23 protein-coding genes are annotated in these 24,101 nt (G+C 38.2%); 15 read left to right on the top strand and 8 right to left on the bottom strand.

Going from position 1 to position 24,101, the window contains the following annotated elements; all coding sequences use genetic code 11:
* Window positions 1–104 precede the first annotated feature (104 nt).
* The 8 genes from HNW13_RS18430 to HNW13_RS18395 all read left to right on the top strand — a co-directional run bounded on the left by HNW13_RS18430 (window position 105) and on the right by HNW13_RS18395 (window position 6,646).
* Window positions 105–470 (top strand): hypothetical protein, encoded by a 366-nt coding sequence (locus HNW13_RS18430; protein ID WP_124011538.1) that lies wholly within the window; start codon window positions 105–107, stop codon window positions 468–470.
* Entirely contained in the window at window positions 467–802 is a 336-nt protein-coding gene (gene tnpB / locus HNW13_RS18425) for an IS66 family insertion sequence element accessory protein TnpB (RefSeq protein WP_124011537.1), read from the top strand. The genes HNW13_RS18430 and tnpB overlap by 4 nt, the downstream gene beginning before the upstream one ends.
* A gap of 99 nt (window positions 803–901) precedes the next feature.
* Window positions 902–2,488, top strand: a complete 1,587-nt coding sequence (locus HNW13_RS18420; protein WP_208062932.1) for an IS66 family transposase — start codon at window positions 902–904, stop codon at window positions 2,486–2,488.
* A gap of 616 nt (window positions 2,489–3,104) precedes the next feature.
* Window positions 3,105–3,452: a hypothetical protein gene (locus tag HNW13_RS18415; protein ID WP_192114752.1), complete on the top strand. Its 348-nt coding sequence runs from the start codon at window positions 3,105–3,107 to the stop codon at window positions 3,450–3,452.
* Between the two features lie 383 nt (window positions 3,453–3,835).
* Window positions 3,836–4,486, top strand: coding sequence for an ATP-binding protein (locus HNW13_RS18410; RefSeq protein ID WP_208062930.1), 651 nt, complete (start codon window positions 3,836–3,838; stop codon window positions 4,484–4,486).
* Between the two features lie 47 nt (window positions 4,487–4,533).
* Entirely contained in the window at window positions 4,534–5,565 is a 1,032-nt protein-coding gene (locus tag HNW13_RS18405) for an IS630 family transposase (protein ID WP_192114497.1), read from the top strand.
* Window positions 5,566–5,571: 6 nt separating this feature from the next.
* A complete protein-coding gene (locus tag HNW13_RS18400; protein WP_208062929.1) occupies window positions 5,572–5,925 on the top strand; it encodes a hypothetical protein in 354 nt (117 codons plus the stop codon).
* Between the two features lie 133 nt (window positions 5,926–6,058).
* Window positions 6,059–6,646 (top strand): DUF1643 domain-containing protein, encoded by a 588-nt coding sequence (locus HNW13_RS18395; protein ID WP_192114498.1) that lies wholly within the window; start codon window positions 6,059–6,061, stop codon window positions 6,644–6,646.
* Between the two features lie 392 nt (window positions 6,647–7,038).
* Here HNW13_RS18395 and HNW13_RS18390 read toward each other — a convergent pair whose 3' ends face one another.
* From HNW13_RS18390 to recA, 3 genes are all read right to left on the bottom strand, one after another.
* Window positions 7,039–7,515 carry a hypothetical protein gene (locus tag HNW13_RS18390; protein WP_192114499.1) on the bottom strand — a complete coding sequence of 159 codons (477 nt, stop codon included), beginning with the start codon at window positions 7,513–7,515 and terminating at the stop codon, window positions 7,039–7,041.
* 68 nt (window positions 7,516–7,583) lie between these two features.
* Window positions 7,584–8,135: a hypothetical protein gene (locus HNW13_RS18385; RefSeq protein ID WP_192114500.1), complete on the bottom strand. Its 552-nt coding sequence runs from the start codon at window positions 8,133–8,135 to the stop codon at window positions 7,584–7,586.
* A 50-nt stretch (window positions 8,136–8,185) separates the two neighbouring features.
* On the bottom strand, window positions 8,186–9,238 hold the full coding sequence (recA, locus tag HNW13_RS18380) for a recombinase RecA (protein WP_192114501.1): 1,053 nt from the start codon (window positions 9,236–9,238) through the stop codon (window positions 8,186–8,188).
* Between the two features lie 184 nt (window positions 9,239–9,422).
* Between recA and HNW13_RS18375 the strand changes: the two genes are divergently transcribed.
* The 5 genes from HNW13_RS18375 to HNW13_RS18355 all read left to right on the top strand — a co-directional run bounded on the left by HNW13_RS18375 (window position 9,423) and on the right by HNW13_RS18355 (window position 15,532).
* Entirely contained in the window at window positions 9,423–10,538 is a 1,116-nt protein-coding gene (locus HNW13_RS18375; RefSeq protein ID WP_192114502.1) for a hypothetical protein, read from the top strand.
* A 261-nt stretch (window positions 10,539–10,799) separates the two neighbouring features.
* On the top strand, window positions 10,800–12,650 hold the full coding sequence (locus HNW13_RS18370; protein WP_192114503.1) for a GlyGly-CTERM sorting domain-containing protein: 1,851 nt from the start codon (window positions 10,800–10,802) through the stop codon (window positions 12,648–12,650).
* A 54-nt stretch (window positions 12,651–12,704) separates the two neighbouring features.
* Window positions 12,705–13,907: a hypothetical protein gene (locus tag HNW13_RS18365; protein WP_192114504.1), complete on the top strand. Its 1,203-nt coding sequence runs from the start codon at window positions 12,705–12,707 to the stop codon at window positions 13,905–13,907.
* Window positions 13,885–14,973 carry a hypothetical protein gene (locus tag HNW13_RS18360; protein ID WP_192114505.1) on the top strand — a complete coding sequence of 363 codons (1,089 nt, stop codon included), beginning with the start codon at window positions 13,885–13,887 and terminating at the stop codon, window positions 14,971–14,973. The genes HNW13_RS18365 and HNW13_RS18360 overlap by 23 nt, the downstream gene beginning before the upstream one ends.
* A gap of 37 nt (window positions 14,974–15,010) precedes the next feature.
* Window positions 15,011–15,532, top strand: a complete 522-nt coding sequence (locus HNW13_RS18355; protein ID WP_192114506.1) for a hypothetical protein — start codon at window positions 15,011–15,013, stop codon at window positions 15,530–15,532.
* 62 nt (window positions 15,533–15,594) lie between these two features.
* Here HNW13_RS18355 and HNW13_RS18350 read toward each other — a convergent pair whose 3' ends face one another.
* From HNW13_RS18350 to HNW13_RS18335, 4 genes are all read right to left on the bottom strand, one after another.
* A complete protein-coding gene (locus tag HNW13_RS18350; RefSeq protein ID WP_192114507.1) occupies window positions 15,595–16,176 on the bottom strand; it encodes a hypothetical protein in 582 nt (193 codons plus the stop codon).
* Between the two features lie 15 nt (window positions 16,177–16,191).
* On the bottom strand, window positions 16,192–18,627 hold the full coding sequence (locus tag HNW13_RS18345) for a hypothetical protein (protein ID WP_192114508.1): 2,436 nt from the start codon (window positions 18,625–18,627) through the stop codon (window positions 16,192–16,194).
* 8 nt (window positions 18,628–18,635) lie between these two features.
* Window positions 18,636–18,893, bottom strand: a complete 258-nt coding sequence (locus HNW13_RS18340; RefSeq protein ID WP_208062928.1) for a hypothetical protein — start codon at window positions 18,891–18,893, stop codon at window positions 18,636–18,638.
* A 166-nt stretch (window positions 18,894–19,059) separates the two neighbouring features.
* Window positions 19,060–19,677, bottom strand: a complete 618-nt coding sequence (locus HNW13_RS18335) for a hypothetical protein (RefSeq protein ID WP_192114510.1) — start codon at window positions 19,675–19,677, stop codon at window positions 19,060–19,062.
* An 84-nt stretch (window positions 19,678–19,761) separates the two neighbouring features.
* Between HNW13_RS18335 and HNW13_RS18330 the strand changes: the two genes are divergently transcribed.
* Window positions 19,762–22,065 carry a DotA/TraY family protein gene (locus HNW13_RS18330; protein WP_192114511.1) on the top strand — a complete coding sequence of 768 codons (2,304 nt, stop codon included), beginning with the start codon at window positions 19,762–19,764 and terminating at the stop codon, window positions 22,063–22,065.
* 41 nt (window positions 22,066–22,106) lie between these two features.
* Here HNW13_RS18330 and HNW13_RS18325 read toward each other — a convergent pair whose 3' ends face one another.
* Window positions 22,107–22,295, bottom strand: coding sequence for a hypothetical protein (locus HNW13_RS18325; protein WP_192114512.1), 189 nt, complete (start codon window positions 22,293–22,295; stop codon window positions 22,107–22,109).
* 484 nt (window positions 22,296–22,779) lie between these two features.
* On the opposite strand from HNW13_RS18325, the gene HNW13_RS18320 reads away from it, so the two are divergent.
* Window positions 22,780–24,099, top strand: a complete 1,320-nt coding sequence (locus HNW13_RS18320) for a hypothetical protein (protein ID WP_192114513.1) — start codon at window positions 22,780–22,782, stop codon at window positions 24,097–24,099.
* Window positions 24,100–24,101: the final 2 nt, after the last annotated feature.

Below are 24,101 nucleotides of genomic sequence, written 5' to 3'. Positions count from 1 at the left end.
TGCTGTATTGAAACCAACTTTAGATGTGAGCTTACGGCAGCATAGTTCAACTTCTATCTTGTAAACTGATTTAATGATCGCTACTCAATAATCAGGATGCAATCATGTCAACATTAGATCCCTTATCAACCCTCACAACAGCTTTTGAATCCTGGCGTACCAACAGGAATAGTCGTCAGGCTCCAACCCCCAATACATTGCGTGAACAAGCCGTCGGATTACTCGAACATTATTCTTCTAGCAAAATAACATCCGCACTACGGATTAGTGGCGGCCAGCTTAAACAGTGGCGAAATAGCGTAAATCCTCAACTCAGTCCCCACCAGTTTGTGCACCTACCCATTTCAACATCATCTGCTCAAACCACTTTTAACGTAGTCCTACAATTTGCTCACGGAGATACCATGTCTTTATCAGGCGTTGATGATCCACAAACCCTTATTTCGCTGATCAGGGCGTTGAAATCATGATACATCTTACCGCTGAGACGCATATCTTAATCGCCATAGCACCTGTCGACTTTCGTCAGGGAATGGATGGTTTAGCGGCACTATGCCGTTATACATTAGCGGCTAACCCTCGTTCTGGCTCGGTGTTCGTCTTTATTAACCGAAATAAAACCATGGTACGTGCATTATCATATGATGGCAGCGGCTTTTGGTTGATGACCAAGCGGTTGTCAAAAGGCAAGTTTGTACATTGGCCAGGCTCAAAGCAAAAAATTGAACCGTTCATCGCCAAGCAGTTACGGCAGCTGTTACTGAACTGCGATCCAATGTGGCAAAAACACGATCTTATTTAAGTCAAAAAACAGCAATATTAGTGCTTGATTTTTAATGTTATCGGATCATAATCCTCACTCAATAAACCCCGACGTCAGCATAAACTATCTGGATAAACCGTGAGTAAACCCTTTACCGATATTGATGGACCCGCACTTGAATCGCTGCTATCGCGAGTCAGTGAGGCCAAAGAGAACAACCTCGCCTTAAGTCCAGAGGATTGTCAGTTATTACTTGATGCGTTGCTGACGTTAGCGAGCATGCAAGACCGGTTAGCCCACCATGATGTCACAGTGCATAAACTGCGAAAATTGTTGGGTATTGAAAAGTCATCTGAAAAGCTTGCCAGCGTACTTAAGCAAGCGAGAGCATCCGGTAAGAAAAGCAAAAACCGTCAACACGATGAAGGTGAAGGTTTTACACCTGTTAAGCCCGTCGTTATCGTTCACGCAATGACAGATGTGGCTAAAGGTGATACCTGTACGGAGTGCTTAACCGGTAAAGTGTATAAAACTGAGCCGGGTAGCTTACTGCGTATTACAGGGCAAAGCCCGTTCAAGCCTGAGCAGCATGTGATGGAGCGTCTTCGCTGTAATACTTGCGGTGCTTATTTCAGTGCGCCTCTGCCGGATGACGTCTTAGTCGATGGTGAAAGCCAGCAAAAGTATGGTTACTCTGCGCGGTCATTGATGGCCATTTACAAATACTTTGCAGGATTGCCTTTTTATCGTCAGTGCAGTATTCAAAAGCTACTGGGGGTAAAAATTACCGCTTCAACGGTCTTTGACCAAGTTGAGCGGGTTTGTAATGATATTTACCCTGTGTACCAGCAGCTTTTTAATGTAGCCTCAGACGCCGAACATTATTATCTTGATGACACGACGCACCGCATTTTAGACGCTAAACCGGTCGAGAAAGCCGTCCGTAATAGCGATAAAACACGACTGCGTAGCGGTATTTATACCTCAGGGATTATCGCCACACTGAAAGATAATAATACCATCGTCTTGTTTGAAACAAACATCGGCCACGCAGGTGAATTCATTGACAGCATTTTGCATAAACGCAGTCAATCATGTGGCAAGCCCGTCATCATGAGTGATGCATTACCGAGTAATCGTCCCACGGCAAGAGAGGCAACAATGTCACTGTGTAACAGCCACGCCAGACGACAATTTGTCGATGTGATTAATCATTTTCCTGAGGAAGTTGAGTATGTGCTCAAACGCTATGGAGAAATATGGGGGAATGATGATTTTGCTAAAAGCGAAAAACTATCCCCTGTGGCTAGGCTTGCTTATCATCAAGCTCACTCATTGCCCATCATGGAGGAAATTAAATCATGGGGCGAAGCTCATATCGCCAACGAAACGGTCGAAGAAAATAGTGGTCTGGGCAAAGCAATCCGCTATTTCCTTAAACACTATGTTGGCCTCAGTTATTTTTGCAGCATGAAAGGCGTGAAAATCGATAATAACCGTATAGAATCGATGCTAAAAATCATCGTGCGAGACAGAAAAAATGCGATGTTCCACAAAACATTACTGGGCGCAACGATTGGTGATGTGGTTACCTCAGTTATCGCAACGGCAAGTGAAGCGGGTATTAATGTCTTTGATTACTTCACCACATTACAGCAGGAAAGTGCGCAGGTAAAAGCCCACCCAGAAAATTACTTACCGTGGAATTATATCACCAAAAGTTAAGTCATTTAGATAAACCCCACCTAAACAGATTAACGTAGGCTTAACCGCCTAGGTCAAACTGTGCCTGTAAATTGATGATGTCACGCTATACTGCCGTAAGCTCACAGTCTGGAAAGAAGCTCGATTGGCGGTTTGTGTGGGGATAGCAGAAACACGCATTTTTGCCCCAAAGTTGGTTAGGCTATGACCTGCGGTCACTAACGTCGTGGTGCTTCACCCACACCAGACCAAGAGGAAATCAACGGCTATTCCCTCTTGGAACTCCCAGCCGCCCCGCAACATTTTCAAACAGCGAAAAGGTCGCCATGGGGATTGATCCAGCTTTTTACTTCATTTGTAATCGTCATCGGACTTATTCGAAAATGCTAACGCTTCCGATAGGCCATCCCTGGGCCAACGAAAGCTAGCCTGACGTCCTGTCAGGCTCACGCTATTTTCTTCAACGCCCTCAAGTTCTGAGTTAAATTTGTACATTTTAAATCAAAAATCAACTCATTTTTGCCCCAAAATGATTTAGCCCTCAGGAAGGATTAGGCTCTAACGAATTATTTTTGGGCTACTTGAACTTATCTATAAACATCAGAAATGAACTACGCTAGCTACCGTGCAATAAACAGTGAATACAAATTTAAGTTGCATTCACTTTCACAGGCTTTCGTGGTATAAACAAACAATTAAAGTGCATTGGCATGAAGGCGGTAACGGCATCTGCTTAGCCTACAGCGTAGAAACACCATCGCCAATAAGCATAGAGTTAGAAGCATGTATACTTGGAAGTTCAAATCTTCCTGAAACAACAACCGTCCGTAAGGATAAAACAACAGTTCTGGAAACACCAACTAAGGGGAAGAAGCCTATGGATAATAGTCAGAAAGCCAAAATGTTGCGTTGGGTCAAGGCGATCGTTATTGCTGTTTCAATGGGGTTATCTGGTTCACCCAGCCTTCAACCCAATGCACTTTAATTACCTCAATTATATTAGTTCTTCCGCTCATCTGCTCTAGTTAGTACAGTTTATCTTTGATTCAATCTGTTCCGTGCAATGATGCTCTTGCCCCTTTATCTGTTTCAGGCGATAAGCTCACTGATTAAGTAACAAGCCTGTAGACCTACTTTTACTAATCGATAAATGGCTGTTACTGATTACTTTCAATAAGACATCAATATCAATGCTCACTTTGCAAATTTCGTGCTCGTTTATTCAGTACTGCTCTGGTAGAGTTCTTATAAATCAATGGCTTTACTTTAGTAAAGCTTAAATAACAGGTTTGTTAAATGGGCATGCGCGGTTTACTAAATATACGCGCGTGCGTACTATGCAAATGTTAGGCTTATGGATGAAGCATTATGATAACAATCTCATTTCCAGTTCGATTTGATCGAGATACTCTTTATGATTTTTTTGAAGAACTAGATAGTAATTTGGACACTCCAGAAGTTTGTTTGGATTGCTCCACTTTACGATACTCATTTCCCACCGCGATGCTGATAGCAGGCTCTAAAATCAGAACTTGGGTTAAAACACGCCACAAAAATAAACTCAAAACAAAAAAATCAGGAGTTCAGAGCTCTCATTCCGTACATTCTTATCTGTCGCATTTAGGTTTTTTCGATTACATATTGATGGGTGAAGGTAATTCCGTAGGTCAGGCCTCTGGCTCTGGCGCATATTTGCCGATTACTAGAATTGAGAAGCCTGATTTCAACTCAAGCACTCAGAGTGTTCAAGAATGGTATGACAAAATTATGTCTGTAGTTAGAAGCTTAGCTCGTGTAGTTTCTGGAACTGCTGAAGACACTGAAGAAAATAGACTCTATAACTATGCATTACGTGAAATCATTAGAAATGTTTTTGAACACTCAGGAGCAACAGAGTGTTATGTGTGTGGTCAAAGATGGTGGAATGGAAAAGTTGAAATAGCGGTAATAGATGAAGGTGTTGGAATCGCTGAATCGTTGAAAAAATCATATAGCCTTAATAGTGATATATACCCGTGATCATTGAAAATGCTTGATTTTGTCCCAAATGGGATCATCATAGCCCCATGAAACAAATTACACTCTCGCCAGAACAAAAAGTAGCATTGGAAACTCGACATAAAAGCTCGAGTGATAGGCGTGAGTGTGATCGCATTAAAGCCATTTTACTACGCGATGAAAATTGGCCAACGCCAATGATTGCCCAAGCGTTACGTATTCACGAAACGACCGTAGTTCGATACATTGATGCCTATGCTCACGACCAAAAACTCACGTGTAATAGTGGCGGCTCCTTAAGTTATCTGAGTCAAGAGCAAACTGAACTATTGATTGCACACCTGTGTGAGGTGACCTACTTGCATAGCCATCAAATAGTCGCTTATATCTCAGAACAATTTCAGATTAAGTACACAGTGTCAGGCCTCAATAAATGGCTGCATAAACATCAGTTCAGCTATAAAAACCCTAAAGGGGTTCCTCACAAATTTGATGAAGACAAACAAACGGCTTTCATTGAATATTATGAGCAACTAAAATCCTCGTTAACCCCTGATGAACCGTTATTATTTATGGATGCGGTTCATCCGACCCAAGCCACAAAAATCACCGCAGGCTGGATAAAAAAAGGCGTTGATAAACCGATAGAAACGACGGGAAGCCGAACCCGTATTAACGTGGTTGGTGCAATCCGACTTGGTCACTTAACAGAAGCGGTCATTGAGCAATATAGCAAAACGGTTAACGGTGCATCCATCATCGATTTTTTAAACCAAATTAGAGCGCGTTACTCAACAAGTGGTGTTATCCATTTGGTGCTTGATGGCGCTGGATACCATCGAAATGCCTTAGTGGTTAAAGAGGCTGAACATCTGAATATAACATTGCATTACCTGCCACCTTATAGTCCAAATTTAAACCCAATAGAACGATTGTGGAAGGTAATGAATAAGCATGCGAGGAATGGGCAATACTTCGCAACGACAAAAGAATTCCGACGAAAAATCAATGACTTTTTTAGCATCACCCTCCCCGATATTGCCGATACACTCGGTGATACAATTAATGATAACTTTCAGAAATTAAAAACTGCAGTTTGAATTCACTTGAGTATAGATGCTTTAAATATGGCTATTAAACCTGGTATATCGAGTACATCAAATATTGATCAATCGGAAAATATTTATGACAATTCTGGTTTTGGCCTTTATGTCTTGAGTGAATTGTCTTCAAGTTTTGGTTGGTATGTACTAGGCAGCGGGACATCGCGAATTGTGGGGCACTCTCAAGAAAAGTCAGAAGAAGAATTAAATTTTAGTGGAACATATTTTGGCATGCAGCTTTTACGTTCCCCGAGCCAATTTAGCGGAATTCTTAAAGATATAATCACCGCAGGCGAAAAAGAGGCTGAAGCAAGTGGTATTACTAAGAAAGCATCGGGAATGTCAAAGTTAGCATAAAGTAAGGCTAACCAGCGACTGAATGTGGATTCCATATACGGTCATATGTGTTGCGGAGCAAAAAGATGCGCCTATTTGGTCTACAGATTAGTCGGGCGTCAAATACTTACGTTGATAATTTGGAGCCCCTAAAATGACAAGTTATAAAGATATCGTGAGAAAAGACGATATTGTTGTTGATAGCAATTCATCTGGAAGTAATGAGTTTCGGTATTCTATTAGAATTCCATATACGAGGACTGGTAATCAAATTGCACTCGTAGTTATGATGAATCCAGCAACTGCAAATAAAGTAAAGTCTGATCGTTCTATTAACAATGTGCTGACCAGAATCCATGTAGAGCGCCCAGAAGTTAAAGAAGTCGTTATCGTAAACTTATACCCTCTTTACGAAACTTACTCATCTGAATTAGAGCTGCATCAACAGCAAAGCGAATTAAATTTTGAGAGAATATCTTCATTATTGACCGCTGTTGATTTCGCTATCTTAGGGTGGGGGAAGCCTAAAGGTGTATCAGCGAAAAAATTGAAAGAAATAAGATATCATACCCATGCACTAAAGGTTATTTCGATGCTTCAACAGGCAAATATTCCGGCATTCAAAGTTGGAGAGTTACGCGAAGATTTGTACCCTAAACATTTAGGTAGAGCTCCTTTTTCAACTTTGATATCAAAGATAGATCTTGAATCTCTGTCTAAAAAACTCAGTCATATTCTTTAGAACTCACTTAATTGGGTAGCTGGAGATGTCCAGCTTCCAACCCCCACTGCACCCTGCATGCGGCTCCGCAAACGACTAAATGGATTTAGGAGGTAGGGCGAAGCAGGGGGCCTGAGCCGAGGGTTATTCATTTAGAACGCCTAATTAAGCTTTCTGGTTAGCTTCTTATTCCGAGAGTGAACTGTGATCTATCAGTGAACATAAACCCGCTTTCTTAAGATAACCATTAGTAATGATAATGTGAATCGTAAATTTTAGAGCTTTAGCGCTAACAAGCTTTTGTCCAAAAGTAAGTTACTAAGAGATACGCTTTCAGTTGTAATAAAATGACAATTCATAATTATAGTGTCTAGGTGCAGTTTCGATTTGTCAGACTATGGGTACATTTTATGTCAGAGTATGGTTATATCTTTTCGGTAAGTTATTGAAAGCTGAAAGCTACCTATGTCAGACTTTGTTTCCAGCGACAGCTTAGAGAGTTGTTCTTGAGCATAATCAAGAATAGGTATGACTATCATTTTTCCATATACGAGTGTTACATGGACCATTTTGGCAAGCTTTGGTATGCAGTTATCTAGAATTTTCTTTGAAGACGTTTCGAAATATGTTTCAAGTGGGTTTGAACGTCTTGTTTTATATGACCGTTCATAAATTCTTTTAACATTATTATAAGGGATGCCGGGAGTAGCCAACTCAACAATATAACCTAAGTTTTGGCCTAGCGCGGTTTCAATAACGGGTACCCCTTTTTCAAAGCCACACAAAGGAAATAAATTGGTTGAAATCTGAACTTTCCGTTTATTTTCGTACTGCGTTATGGTTATGCGCTTACTAGCTGACTGCGGAGCTGAAACTTTTAGATTAATCATAAATCATCCTAGTGCAATGTATGTATATTTTACACATACATTAACACAGCGATGATATGATGCAACCTTTAATTGATATTTATTAAATCTTTCACGAGTTGTTGATCTTCAGGTCTATTAGTAGCGTCAAGTGATCTAACGTGTCGAGCTACATCAACGATTTCGTTTGTAGAACGTATTCTACAATCATTACCTATAATGAATGGCCTCATAGATAATTTAGATGATTTGTTTTGACGGTATAAATTAAACCCAACATGAAGGTTTTTTACGCCATCATTGGATACGTAGTTTTGCTTATATAAAGCTAATGTTTGTGTTTCATGTAAATAGCAATTCAACTCATAACAAAGCGCCCCTTGTTGACTGATGCTTAACCGATTATTTGACCAATTCAAAATTCTTTCAGAGATGGACCCAACCAGAGAAACCATAGGAAATGATTTGATTTCATCAAACTTAAGCTGGTTGAATAATATTAATTTTACTAACCCTAAACTGAAATCGACAATGTAAAAAACTACAGAGTCAAATGGCGTACTATCAGAATAATTAACTAGATCCCAACCAGCCGCATTTAAGTGTGCTTTTGATATTTCTTGATCAATATCAATATCCATAATATTCCTCTCAAAAAAGCCTCCATCTGGAGGCTTTTATAAAATAGTAATTAGGCTAATTCAGGAGCATCTTCAGTTTTACTGGCCTTAGAATCAGATTCATCGTCCATAGATGTCGCTTTTACACCGGATTTAAGTTTAGCCTTAATCTCATTAAGTAACTCTTTATCACTTTCTAAAACCTCACACGATTTTTTACGCCCTTGACCAAAATTGTCACCTTCATATGCGTACCATGCACCAGCTTTTTGGACAATACCGTTAGCTACAGCTAGATCGAGAATTTCAGCTGTTTTATTAATGCCTTTACCATAAATAATTTCAAATTCAGCTTGCTTAAATGGTGCGGCAATTTTATTTTTGACTACTTTTACTCGTGTAGCATTGCCAATAACTTCATCACCATCTTTGATTGCACCAATACGACGAATATCTAAACGTACAGAGGCATAGAATTTAAGCGCATTACCACCAGTAGTGGTTTCAGGGCTACCAAACATCACACCAATTTTCATACGAATTTGGTTAATAAAAATCAAAGTAGTATTAGAATTTTTCAAATTACCGGACAGTTTGCGCATAGCTTGGCTCATCATTCTAGCAGCTAATCCCATATGAGAGTCACCAATTTCGCCCTCTATTTCGGCTTTGGGAGTTAAAGCGGCTACAGAATCGACAACAATAACATCGACTGCGCCAGATCGAGCTAATGCGTCACATATTTCCAATGCTTGCTCACCAGTATCAGGTTGAGAGCAAAGCAGATTATCAATGTCTACTCCAAGATTACGGGCATAAATTGGGTCTAATGCATGTTCGGCATCAATAAAGGCACAGACCTTGCCTTCACGCTGCGCAGCTGCAATAACTTCCAATGTCAAAGTAGTTTTGCCACTGCTTTCAGGCCCATAGACTTCCGATATTCTCCCGATTGGGAGACCTCCACCACCAAGAGCGGCATCTAAAGCTAAAGACCCAGTAGAGATGGTTTCAACATCCATAGTGCGGTCATCTCCCAATTTCATAATTGAGCCTTTACCAAATTGCTTTTCAATTTGACCTAATACAGATGCTAAAGCGGCGTCACGATTTGATGCGTTCATAGTTTAAATTCCTAATGGTTATGGGTAGGTAACAAATCAACAATAGGCTTAAAGCCTACATGTTGTCAACTTTTAATTGATAATATTTTTTTGTTAAATATGTTGCTTTACACTTAAAGTTACTTTAACTTAATCATAGCTAGCTAACCTATGTAGTATCTGAAAAGTATAATTGAGGTGAAAAATGTATAATACAATTAATTCAAAGTTAGAGCCTTTAAAGGCTGCACGCTTGCGAGATATGTATAAGTTCGAAAAAGGCAGTTCTGTCCCCGAAGAAATGAAAATTTGCACTCTCAATTCATACGTCGTTACTACAGAAAAAATTTATATTGAGGATGGTTTTAACATTCGTGACTTAAATGAAGATCACGTAGAGAACTTTAGACTTGCATACGAAGCTAATAAAATAGTGCCGCAAATTATCGTTAAAGTCGTTTTGAATGAAGAAACTAATCAGTATATTTGCGTAGTTCGAGAAGGTCATCATCGTTTTGTCGGGGGCTGTAAAGCGGGGAAAACAGAATTTGAAGTAACAGAGTTCCAGGGTGATGCCGTTGAAGAGGTATTGCTGATGTTCGATACTGCGAATGCATTGCCATTGAATCAATTAGATTGGGCAAATGGTGTATCAAGATTAAGGGATCTAGGGTTAAACAATTCAGAAATTGGACGTCATATCAAAAAAAGCTCTGCTCACGTAGGACATTTGTTTGATTTACTCAATATGCCTAGCAAGCTAAAAGATATGGTTAGAAATAATCTTATTTCAGCAACGTATGCCCGTGAATTATTTAAAGACCATGGTCCTAACGTTATGAAAGTCATTGCATCTATTGATGAAGAAGAGCCCAAGGCTGCTGAAATTAAGATTGATGGCCCTGTTGATTATACTCAACAGACCAAAGACATCATTGCATTAGTAGGCACCTTTAAGAAACAATCTGTCGACATTGACCCTCGTCTTGAAACAGATTATAAGGAAGTACAACCTGAATTAGATATTGCTGAATACTCCGCAGAAGCAAATGAATCCAGCGTTTCTGAGCATGATGAACAGCAATATCTTAAACCCGAGCCGGTTTCTAATGATTCGCTTGATTCTACAGTACCAAGCAGAGTTACTAAAAAAGTGGTGTCCAGTGCCAAGACAATCCCTAAATCAATTAGCTCAGATGTGAGGATGTTTATCATTAAGTTGCTCAGCCAACTTAATGAACATGATGAAGAGCTAAATATCAAGATTGATGATGAAGATTACTTGACGTTGAAACGATTTGAAGACGTTTTATCCAAATAGCAGCTTATGTTCAATTTTTTAAATTAATGAACCATCATTACTGATGGTTCATTTTTTTATGTACTGAAAATGCCAGAAAGCAGGTAAATAGCAGCAACAAAGACCACGCGAGGATGCTCACATCTCTTAGTTCTATTGCAGTACAATTGATGTTAATCTACATTATACTTTTTATGTTGCAAATAAATACAAATAAGTTGACTGTAGGCTTTAAGCCTGCAATAATGGATTTAATTCAACTACACGCATAAGGGTTTTATTATGAAACGCACAAACAAATTAGCATTATCTACTCTGACATTAGCATTAATGATGGCTACAACAGCTCATGCCACTTCATTCAAAACTGAGGTGACAGATGAGCAGAAAGCTGAATATTTCACTCATGCTGCAAATCTCAAAGCAGCAAAAGAATCCAGCATTAATTTAAAAGCCAAATCACTGATTGAAAAAGGTGTAAAACCATCTGATGTTAAAAAGTTTTTGGCTGATTCGTTAACTAATGGTGATGATAAAAACCTAGAAATAAATACCGAAACATTTTTTAAGATGTATGGATGTGACTTGCAAACAAATGTTTGTGAGAAACAACCTAGTGATATGTCTAACAATGAAATTCATTTAGCCGTTGTCCATGATCCTATGTCACTAGAAAACCAAGTATCACTGGGTTCGTTATATAAGTTTGCATATGAAACCGTAGATCAAATGAATATTGCTTTCGCTGACTCCAAAGTTGAAACAAGAGTAAAGCTTGTTTCGTTTTCTGAATTAGATATCAGTGATTTTCACGAAAAACAAAAGCAAGCTTATATTGATGCGGGGCTGCAATATCTTTACGATTTAAGCCCGGAAGCATTTGCACCAGAAGCTCTTGATTGGAGTTTTCCTATCACTGAGTTCGTGAATAGTGATGGTTTTGTTCAAAAAGGTATTTCAGGGATAACCGCTGATATCGTTCAATCATGGAAAGGTTATCCTATTGCATTTACGACAAACTTCACCAAACGTCTTCAAAATACAGGTGCAGATGGCTATCAATATATTCGAATGAGCGATGCCCAGACTGTAACAATTTGTGGTTCAGGTGTGGGTGATTTAATGGGTGGTGACATTGTTGCTCAAGATTATATGAATACAGAGCGTCCTGATGGTTGTAAAAATACTTCTCTTCACGAACTTGGTCATGGGTTGTTAGCTGGCCATGAACGGACGGCGGGTAATCACACTGATACTTACAATCGTGCAGCAGCCATCAATGCCTGTTCAAAAGATGAATTTGGTTATGATATGCCATCAGTAATGAACACATCTCCAGCTGGTGCCAAATCTGTGTTTAGTTCACCTTTTGTTATTAATGATGGAGTAGTTTGTGGGGATGAAACAGAAGCTTATAATGCCAAGCAGATAGAGCTATCATCTCCATTTATGGCTAATCTTACGGATGAAATGACGGTAGTCGGTACCGTACAACTGAAAGGTGAGCTAACCAAATCAGTGAACATCTCAGATGGGGCTATAAGTGTTGTCATTGGCCGCAACGGTGATTTAACAATACCTACCGAAGTGAGTTTGTATCTTGACGGCAGCACTATTCTCGGTTTTGATGCGGAAAATGGCGGTACATATTATGGTACTAAGCCAACGTCAATCACGGAAGTGTTCAAATTTGATTATATAAGTGTTGAATTTGGAGCTGGTGAGTCTGAAAAAGTTGTGACATTAAATTTCAGTGATGATTTGAAGTTACAAGAAAACGTAGTTGTAAATGTTAACTTGGTCATGCCAGTTCAACTAGCTGTTGATGTTGATGCAGAACGTATTGCGCTTACCATTGTAGCTAATGATGCACCAGTTGAACCGACAGACCCAACGCCAGTTGACCCTACTGACCCAACACCAGTTGATCCTACTGACCCAACACCAGTTGACCCTACTGACCCAACACCAGTTGATCCAACTGACCCTACACCAGTAGATCCTGTTGACCCTACACCAGTAGATCCTGTTGACCCTACACCAGTAGAGCCTGAAAAAAATGAGAGTTCTGGTGGGTCATTAGGTTGGTTGGCTATCTTTGGCTTGGCTTTAGTAGCAAGACTTAGAAAATAAATTAATTATCTTGGGTGTAGAATTCCTGCGCCCAAGATGATTTAGGGTGATTCAATGAATATTGATAACAAAAAAATTAACGCACTTAGAAATGATGCGATTATTAGTAATCAAATTGTTTTGGCGTCAATATTGATGACTTGTAAGTTAAATAGCTTTAATGATTTTGTTCAAGAATTGCTATCAATTGCTTTGGAGGATGCAAATGCTTGGGTAAGTATGCATGTCAATGATAATGAATATGAAAGCTTTGCAAAGACTTTAGATAGTGTCAATGATGCCTCAGATAAGAATATAGCGGGCATGGATTTTGATGCAATAATTGATTCTGTAAACCAATACTATCGAAATTCCGAAGAGGATGACGATTACGACTATTCATTTGATTGTGATGATATTTGCGGTATAGAGAGATATTTAGAAAATATTAATGTTTCTAGAGACAACTTGTTAAGAGATATAGGCATAACAGAAGAGTTTACTAAATTTAAGCAGCTGCAAGATTTGGTGAATATATACCGAAACCCTTCCGAAATAGTAAGTATTGCAAGAGATGTTAATGGATTTACAATCAACTTTAATCATGATGCCATAAAAGTTAATTCATTGTTGAGTAATGGGCAGCATAATGACCTTACATATGGCGATTTATTGATAGAAGACATCTATTTGAATACCGAGTTGGAGTATATTAACGAGATATCGATAGCCAATAATAATGAGATAGTTTTCGATGATTATGAGCATTTAGACTTAACGAATGTCCTATCAATGCCAGCTATCGAACTCTTTAAAAGTGTATGCGTTCCAACTGAAGAACTTAGAGAGTATTGCAAGCAGTTTGGTGAGTACCTTGCAGGTAATAATCGAATGATATTGCAATCTGGAGCCTGGATGTATAATGCTATGACCGAAATCATAGAAAACGATACAGCTCTGCGAATCTTCACAGCTCAACTTAACAATGAAAATGTTGAAAATGTTTTTGAAATGGTAGCAACAATATACCCGTTAGAAATTTCACAGAAATATTTGAAATCCCAAATAGTGAGTTTAGGTGATCTTGTTTTATCAGATGAATTTAAGGTATTACTTTTTTATTGCGATGATATTAATTTTTTGATGGTATCACCATCAGTGAGCCAAGGAGTCTTAGATTTTGCTATGGCTAGTCGATTAGATGCAACGAAAGTGCCTTTGTTACTTGAACAGCAAGCTTTGCCTATAGAGGTAGATGAATATGCTTGCCGTTTATGAAGAATTAAATAAAGCAAAGCTAAAAGCGCTAATAGACCTTCGCCATGATATGCAGACAGGAAATAGTATCTTGACCTCTTTATCTAAGTTTATGGTTAGTAATATGGGGTTCAATCAATCACAAATAAATACACTAAGAAAAGTGCCGGTAACTCTGCCTATTGAACAAAAACCAGATATAAGCTGTTCTGATACTGAAAGAATGCTGGTGCTCGGTTTTCCTGAATTAATGCATTACCAAGTAGTGCAGCAAGCAACTCTAATTAAATTAGGTTATCAGTTTTCAAATGTAAGAGTGACTAGCGATTTAAATTTGTCCTTCGATATTTGTGGCCAAAATTACATCATGAATGTAAAAGCCGGAAACCTAGAAATAACAAATATAAGTGGCAATAAAATAGTAAATTACAAAGCTGTAACTGAATCGGATAAAAATTTACTTGAGCATATCGAATTTAATCTACCTAAATTTACCGGAACTGAGTCGCTATTAGACGGTAGGAAAGGGTTGTTTAGCGCTGTAGAAATGACATTTTTAGAGCAGTTAGAGAATGATTTAGTAAATTTAAGTCATTTTGATGGAATAGGAGCCCTTGTTTACGATTCTATTGGATTAGAACATGGCAACTTTCCCAAAGAGCTGAGACTGCTAATGAGCTTGGCCAATGTATCCAGTCACACAACTGAATATATTAATAGCGATGTATTAACGAAAGACGCATTACAGTGGCTTGATTTAGTCACAAATTCCATGCTTAACGAAGGCATTGAACCCACTAATTTGATAACAGATTATATAAAACAGTTTGATTATCAGTTAAGCAAAACTTGGGTTGTACGCGAAATGAATGCTGATGAATATCTGGGAATGTTGGTTGAAACGTCTACATTTCAGCATTTAACTCTAGATAAGCTAAATGAAATCGAACATAGCGAGTTCATTGAGCGTTTAAGGTCAGTAAAGTTCACATCTAACATAGATGCTGCAATAAGCCTAAATATCGCCAACAGTGAAGCTGTAGCCTTTAGTTATGAGCAAGAATCAGTTCTATTTAATAGTATCTAATTTACAATAGTGAGGTGTGATATGAGTAACCATCAGCATGAAAATGAAGAAAAATGTAAGGTATGCAATCACAAGTCATTTCATTCCCCTTGGTGCTGGGAAAAGCCGGTGCCAGAATTTAATAAAAAATGAGCTAATTATGAGCGATAAAGAAAATACACGCAGAAATTTTGCAGCCCTAATGTTACAGGCAACAGATAGTTTAGACGACTTTGCTCGGGTTGCAGGTCTGTCGAAACCTTTGCTGAGAAATACCAAAAATGATCTAGCTAAAAAATTAAGACCATCTACTAGTGCCTCTGCAAGAGGTATTACAAAATCAGATATGCTAAATGCACAGTTAATGGTGCTTTTAAATGATGTTGGTTTTGACTTCTCTACAGCTGAGTTTGATGAAGATATGATTATTACTAGAATCGCAGGTCCAAATAATAAGGTATATGGATTTAATTCAATAAAAGGAGATATGCCACAAAATGAAACGTTGGTAAGTCTGTTCGGAAAAGATGATTTTCAGAAACAACCGATAATCGATTTTTGTAGACTTATAAAGAAGTAATTGCCTGCCGTATCCCACAAAAAAAGCCATGCAATTATGTCATGGCTTTTTTTGTGGTTGAATTAAACATTTTGTTTAAAAAAGTCTTTAATATTTGAGAATGATACTTCCCGAACCCAAAGGGCAGTATTTCCATTAAATACTCGTAACCTTTTCCCTTCAGGGTCGTAACCTGTAATAACCATTTCAGTTTTATTGGGTTTAAATTTAACGCCAAGCCATGCCGGGTTAAAATCAAAAGTACAGCAATGCGATAAATAAGAGCGTCCGTAATGGTCTAAACCGAAAAAATTGACCGTAGATGCTTTCAATCCAATGTTCAATGTAGACTGGTCATCATTTACGTTACAAATGATATCTGTAACGCTTAGGCCCAACTTTAAAGCAAGTTCGACAGTCATGTGAGTGAGCAACTGCTTAAACTCTTCAGTGTGGTCCTGAGTAATTTTGTCAACACACAACACACCTTGAGAATTTCTATAGTTAAGCATTTCTGAATTTGATTCAATTCGTTTAGGGCTTTTGCTAAGAGATTCCTTTGCCATCGATAAAACATTTTGTTTACTTTCAGCGTTGTTATCAACAACAGATATTCTAGGTTGTTGTGTAGGGCTTTCCTGATATTTTTCAACGGTATTTGTCATGTTATTAGCCTTATATTAACGGTTAGTTAAATCTCTTTTTAAGTTTTTCAAAAGTTGTAGTTGTAGTTCAGGGTTAGACTGTAAACGTTGCTTACCTGGGTAACCGGAAACATCAGCAATATTTTCAATTGTCTTGCTAGCAATCTTTTTAATAACTTCAACCGGTTGCTCTGGTTGAATTAATGAGTTCATTGCCTCAAGGTCATTTGTAAGGTTTTGTTTGTCCAATATTCCATCGGAAAAAATATTTGTGAATATTGATTGGTGATCTAGTGCCGTTCTTACTGCTTCTTCTTCGATGTCACTAGCAAACTCATTAGCAGTGTTTGAATCAAATTCAGAGGTATCAAAATCATTGTTTTGAGCAATAATGTTGTCAACCTTTTCATCCTGATCACTAGTTTTCACTTGTTTTTCAATTTTAGGATTAGATTGAGCGTAACTAGCTGTGAAAATGTTGTTGTACTCTTGCTCAAGTCGATCCAAAAAAAGCATAAAAACACCGGCTGATTTATAAAGTGGCGGGATATTGGCTTTGGATGCTAATTTAAAATCGCGATTGAAGTTAAGCAGTTCGCTTTCAGATCCTCTAGAAACCGAAATTTTCGAATCGGCCTCTAAAATCTTTTTGAAAGCATCTCTATAAATGTTTACGCCATCAGCTAAAAAAGCTAACTCAAATGGGCTAAATTTGGGGCATGGTAAAAAATCATTTAAGGCTGTAATTTTTAATTCTTTAGCAGTGATTTGAGGCATGTTCACTTTGAAAAATCGGTCTTGTTGTTGAATAAAAACTTCACCTTCGATCAAGATGTTGAAGTCCCTGATATCAACTCGGCTTCTTTTTACGGTGTTAACTTGATTAGCTACTTGATTTCCATGAAACATCCCACCTTTTTCAATGTCTTTACGATCTTCTTCAACGGTGTATGCCTCTCCCATCTGCTCCTTAAACATATCAATAGACTGTTTATCCATTAAGAAGCCGCCTAGTTTAGTCACAGTGTTACCAATTACCGAGTCAGTTTCCTTGCTAGCCATTTCAGATAATCGACGCATACCAGGTAAATCCTGAGCGCTATAAATCATTGATATAAATAGACTTCTCGACTGGGCAGCGGTGACGGCAGTCCCTTCCACAAAATAATAACCCACTTCATCATTGATGCTTTTATAAGGAACACTAGCTGAAGTGGCCGAGTTTTTAATGTTAGTTTGTACATCACCTTCAAATCGTGAACCCAAAGATGAGCCCATCATGCTTTTTTGTGCAGCAAGTGATATACGACCTAAATTAGCTAACGAGTTACTTGATTTTTCAAGAGCAGGTAAAAGAATCATCAAGATCCGTCGGTTAATGACGCAATCCTTCATGCTTGTTTGACCTTGTAAGCATTGAAAAATGAAACCGTAGTCACCAACAAGCATGTTAAAAAGGGGAATAATTTGCATTGTAATAAAACCAAACTGGTCGTACACAGTTGTAGATTTTGGTGCTTCTCCCTTGAGTAATTGGGTAAATGACGCTTCATTCATACCAGGGATTGTGCGGATGAACTCAACTAACTGAGATGATGCAATAGGAGGGATATCACTTCTACCAGCAAGTTTACCAACTGTTTCAAGGCCCAAATATGGAATGAATGAAACAACTGATAATTGTAATTGCCCCATATCTCTCAAATAAACTAAAACCTTAGATAGTGCAGATAAAAAAGATTCTGCACGTTTAGCCCATATATCGTTATCACCGTCCAATAACGAAATTTGAAGTTCTGATATTTCAGAATAGCTCGAACTGAAATAAGGGTTAAATGTATTCGACATTTGGTGTTCAGTTTTCCCCCAAATATCCTGACCACCAGTTATATAGCTGATCATAAGGAAATCTAGAGCACGATTGAACCGCATTGCGTTTGATAGATGTTCAATACTAAGATCAAGTTGAGCCTTGCCATCGGTGAACGAATAGCCTGAACCCATAACCAAAGCGCCTGAAACCGTCATACTCGTCAAACCAACAGATTTACCACCACCGGTAGTTGCTAGAAAAAGCAAATGACGCCTTTCTTTTTCAATAGTATTCCAGACCTCTATACCTTCATCTGTAACGCCAAGGTAGTGGGTACCCGCTGGCGGTCCTTGAATTCTTCCATTCTTGCTAGGTATCCAATCATTAGGATCAATTTTTTGTTTTGAATGTGCAGGTACGTAAAGAGGCATACTTAGAAGTTCTGCCCTAGCAAATATTCGAATAAAAATTAAAAATGGAAACACAATTTTAGTAACAGTCGGGGAAATGAAAAGTAATAGACCAGTGATCATCATTACGTAACCAAATGAGCGGCCCCTAAATAGGGAGAACAATTGGGTAATAGGATCTTTGTAATTACGAATTACCTTTGATTTACTGATTTCATCTTTAGTCGAAATTCCAAATAAACTGCCCATAATGAATCCTATTTAATTGTAAATAGGTCAGCAGGTACCCATTTTTTATTTGCTGGAGGCGTTACAGGGGTGACATGTAGGTCAGTAGGTTTACTTTGAGAAGCTTCTTTACCTGAAGTCGTACCAATATTTCGAGGTTGTTGGAAGGTTGGGGTGCTTTGGCTTCTGCTAAAACTAGTGGAACTATATTCGCCATAAAAACCCATTAAGTCATTCGTGCCAAATCCACAAAACAAATCGGCACTGAAAGAGGGTAAAGATGGCATGTCAATGACAAGATCTCCGAGCCCACACGAGTCAAGAAGGCTAGGTACCTCACCAATCATGAATCGTTCAAATTTAGCCTGATGAGACTCTTGAGGGGATTGAGAACATTGATCTGCTGCCATCGACATGGATGAAAGAGACAATAAGCATATAGTTAAAGTAACTTTATTTTTCATCATCATTATCTTCTTTAATAATTTGAGTGTCATTTAAATCTATCCCTTCATCATCGAAATTTGTCTTAGGAGCTTCTTTGGCTTTTTCATTGGTAGTAGATTCGATTTTGCTTGTTTCTTTGCTTTTAACCACTTCTTGATTTGAACTTTGCTTAAGAATGTTTTCAGATAATTTAGACAGGATGATTTTTACACGTTCACGGCTGAATATTTTAATCATCAAGCAAGTTCGTGCAGTGTATGAAATTCGAACATACAACATCTCAATAAACAGTCTTGATTGCTCATCAATAGCAAGGGATCGATCAGTTAGGCTAGATAGCTTGTCTGGATCTGCATTGCCAAGGATGTTGATTAAGCGAAGTGTTCTTGGGAATGAAAATAGAGCTGATAATCCCAACAAATTGGAGTTATCTAGTGCTTTAATGACTTCAATGTCGTTTGATTGAATGATTTCATCAAGAGCTAATGAAATATCTTCAATTAAAATTTTAATGTCATCATGACCATCACAAGGCCAATCCTCACGAACAGAGGCGTCATGAGCGGCTTTTCCGGTTTTCCCCAGGGATGCCAGCCAACCATTTAAGCTTTTATCATCTAACATAATTCGCTTCGCACTTTACTTTACATGTATTTAATAAATATACTAGCACTTGAATTAGGCAAATGGAATAACTGAGTATTTGGTATGAAAAAACAACCAACAATAATATTAGTCTTAATATGTCTGTTATTTTCAGGAATGACATTTGCTGCTGACACAACAAATGACATCGCGATCAATCCTGCTGAAAAAATGGCAGCAGAAGAACCGATTGCGAATATCGTAAGTGCTAGTGATGCTGGACAAATACCCCCTGGGTTTTACTCAGGCCCGGCAGAAGGTGATTTAGCTCTAGAAATGTATCGGCAACTTCTAGGGGATACTGCCCTTATTGCAACCAAGTATTTTGAAAATGACCAGTCTTCAAGAGCTACTGGCGGTAACATAACAATTATTACGTACATGCTTTCTATCATGGCAGTGATGGGGATGATTGTAGGAGTGATACTAACCGCATATTGGATGTTGATAGGATTAGTAAAAACTAACGTAGAAGGCGAGTTTATGGGAAAAAAATGGAACTCGTATATGGTTCCATTGAGGTCTACATTTTCAATAGTCGGAATGCTACCTATGCCGGGGTTTGGCGGGCTTTCATTTATCCAAGTAATGGTTCTGTCTATTGCTCTATTTGGTGTTGGTGTTGGAGGTGCAGTATTAAAATTTACAACAGAAAGGACTGTCACAGCACCAATCATTAATAGTGTAAAGCCAGATTACATGAAATTTTTTGTAGCGCTTTTAGATTCGAAAATTTGTAACGAGTCTTCTATCTATAACGAAACCTATGATAGCTCATATCGCTCAATTAAAACGATGACCAGAACGTATGGAATTGTTGAGCTGTCAGAAAATCAACCAAGTTACGATAAAAGCGTTCAAAAATTCGCTGTTGGACGTGATGGTATTTGCGGGACATTTGAAATTGAGTTAGCTAATACATCTAGCGTTACGAGATTAAACCCAATCAATAACATCAAGGCGCAAATCACCCATAGAATGAATAGTTTGTTAGGTAATAATCTTATAAGTCTATGGAATGATTTTGATCAGGTAATTGGTACTCAAGGCTCAGATGATTGGTTGTTTGCCTACGATGCAGCAACTGATATGAATGAATCCATTAGGTCAGCTAAACAATCACAGTTAGAAGCTATATATATTAGGTATATGGCGACTATTGATACTACGATTGCTGAAGGGTTAAGTCTTGATGCAGCTGACGGAACTACAACAAGGAAATTCATTGATATGGTTGGTCAGTTGGGCTTTGCTTATACAGGGTCCATTCACTACCCACTTTTGATGAGGTCGAGCGCTATTGAGAATGCTATCCATGGGTTCCTCCCAGCAATCACAATCGACGAGCCCGTTTCACTTTGGTTTTGGGATGATGATGTTGATGCTTACAAAGAATTTATTAAGTACAGCGAATCAATTAAATATATTACCAAAGATTGGATTAAAGACCGGTCTACATACGATCACTTTAGTGCTATGGAAATTATGGCCCAAATACAAATAGGTGAAAATACTTCACAAGCATTGTCAATAGTCGGTAATGGAACTGTAAGCTATATATCAAACATGTTTAGAGACATCCCAGGGCATCCAGATCCGATATTGGAGATGGCTGCGATGGGAAGAACGATAGAGTCTGCAGCACTGGTATGGTTTGTCTTGGGCTCATCAGTGAGTGGTGCAGCAGGGGCTACAACGGCAGTTCCATTTTTTTCAGCAATCGGAGCATTTTTTACACCATTTATCGGCCTGTTAACTACCGGCTTCTACATGCTTATGGGTTTAGCATTCTTTTATGCTGAAATCATACCGGCGGTCCCTTACATTATGTGGCAAATTGCAATCATGGGCTATTTTATGTATGCATTAGCTACATTTTTTGCAGCCCCTATGGGATTTGCAATGATGAATCACCCAGACGGGGATGACGCATTTGGTAAAGCTGGTCAGGGTTTTGAGATTTTAGTCAATTTAGCGATTAGGCCATCATTAATGGTCATGGGTTTTTTTACAGGACAAGCTCTATTGAAGGTTATGGCTTGGTTTATTAACCTCACATTTTTCCCTACATTCGATGCTATAAGTTCGAATCAAGGGTTAGGTTTTATGACTGGGTTTGGCAAGCTAGCAATTTATGGATTGCTTATGTTAGTTGCATTCTACAAGTCAAATTCTATGACTTGGGAATTGCCGTCAATGATAGCGTCAATGATGGGATTGAATCAGACACATCGCGATATGGGTGAAGATGAAGCGCAGCAAAAGACTTTGGTTATGGCTGGTATGTTATCGAGTAACATTACACAACTAACAGCATCTTCGGCAAAAGCGCCGGAAAAAACAGGTGGTGACAAAGAAAAAAGCTAAAAAAAGCACTCCATTTTTGGAGTGCTATTAGGAGCAGGGCTTTATACTAGTACATTTAGTTTCACACCAACACCTTTACAAGTCTGCTGTAATTGAGCTATTTGCGAAGAGCAATCAGTTTTTATTGATCTAAAATCAACTTCAAGATCTAATTTGCCTGCAATGATACTCTCTGAAATATAACCAAAGCATTCCAAAAAACTTAACATGTCGCGATTTGAATCTTCCATACTTCATCCTCCATTTAACGACATAGTAGGTGTGGTTTTTTTATAAATTTTTCACACGCGGCTATAACAACAAAAAATTGACACAAATGCAAGCTAGAAAGGTAAATTTATCCCAATACCAACTCTAGACGATTCCGCCTGTAACTGGTTGTATTAATTGTGAAATATAAAGCAAGTAATTTGCATATTTGATATTAATGTGGAACTTATGAAAAAAAAACTTATTGTTTTAATGGTTTCGCGCCATAAATGTCACCAAAGACATAAAAATTGACGTTATGTTATTTATTTATTTAATTGGTTAATGTTAAGTAAATAGAACTCTGTATTCGATATAAGCAGTTAATCAAATATTTATAAGATAAATAAAGCATAAAAATACCATTTACTTACCCATAAACTAGAAATCAAACAAAATCATTTCAAAGTTGCTCCTGTCTGATATACTTAAAATGTCTTTGATAAGTTCATTTAAAGGAGTTCCATGATGTCGAGATTAAGAAATTTTGAACAAGCCGTTAATAGCGCTATTACAAGTAAGGCTTCTTCGGAAAAATTGACCGTTCCATTGAAAGTTGTCTCGTACAATATAGACAGTGTTAATCCTGAAAACTCTTCAGTTATTGGGCTTCATTATTTCACTAAAGCGCCATTAGAATTTCGATTAAATAAATCTACCAATGCTAATCAACCTTCAATTAATGGTTTTCAGTCATTAGTTAGTGGGGCTGATCCAAAGTTTGACTACAGTGTCCCCAAAAATGGTGTAATCATGTTTATGGATTGCAAAATGGCGAAAGACGGTTCATATACAGCAGAGTGGGGGAAATGTGCAGTTCGAAAAAACAATCAAACAATAGTTAACAACTTTTCAACAGTGAAAGCCGTCAAGCAATACGGCAATAGACCTCCATACATTGTATTTGAATCATATGTACCTACCATCGCAACAACACTTGAGCTAAGTAAGGTCAAAAGTAAGTCAGAAATAGAAGCGCTCATTATCGCAGCTTTGGAACCTAAAATGGGGCCAGAAGCTAATCGCTCAATCGCGTTGTTAAGAGTAATTTCACCAGATGCAACTGAAAACGTCTTATGTTTTGAGATAGGGGCTATTAAGAAAAGCAGTGATGATAACAAGCAAGTAAATTGCACTGGAAGTGAATCATTTGAAAACTTTACCAAAGATGGTATGGGTAAAGTTATTTTTAAAGATGGTGCAATAGAGCGTCTAATTGGTACTGACTTAACACTAGAAGTAATACCAGGGATGTCATATTACGCTGGCAAATCTACAGCAGAGGCTTACTTCTACACGAGCGAAGAGCTTAAGGCTCAAAACAAGAGTGCAGAACTGCAAGGTACTCTTAAGCCAAAAACGATCATTTCAGTTTGGTCAAACATGCTAAATAAAGTGGAATTGATTCAAGATGAAGCTGGAAATGAAAGTAAAGTTCGTAAACCTAAAGTAATGAATATGTATTTAACAGCAGCACAGCTTGATGATAACACCAAGCTGATCACTGCCTTTAATACTGAGACAACAAGCCAAACCGTTTACGATTTAAGTGAGATTCCTACTGAAGCATTGCTTAGAATACGCGGCACTAACGCAGTTAAGTCAACTCAATTAAATGAACAAGCTAGCCCAGACGCATCAAAACCATCTGCAAAAACTAATGAGCCTGCTCAAGCAGAAAAAACCAAGTCAAATGAAAAACAACCTGAAATATTAGATTTCGATCTTTCTGAATCCGATATCGCTGAGTTAACCGAAATAAGCAAAAACATGAACTTGGGGTAAAT

Origin of the sequence: Shewanella sp. BF02_Schw (assembly GCF_014596695.2) — a bacterium.
Lineage (GTDB): Bacteria > Pseudomonadota > Gammaproteobacteria > Enterobacterales > Shewanellaceae > Shewanella.
The sequence above is the reverse complement of the archived record's forward strand: the minus strand, read 5'-3'. Positions and strand labels throughout refer to the sequence as shown.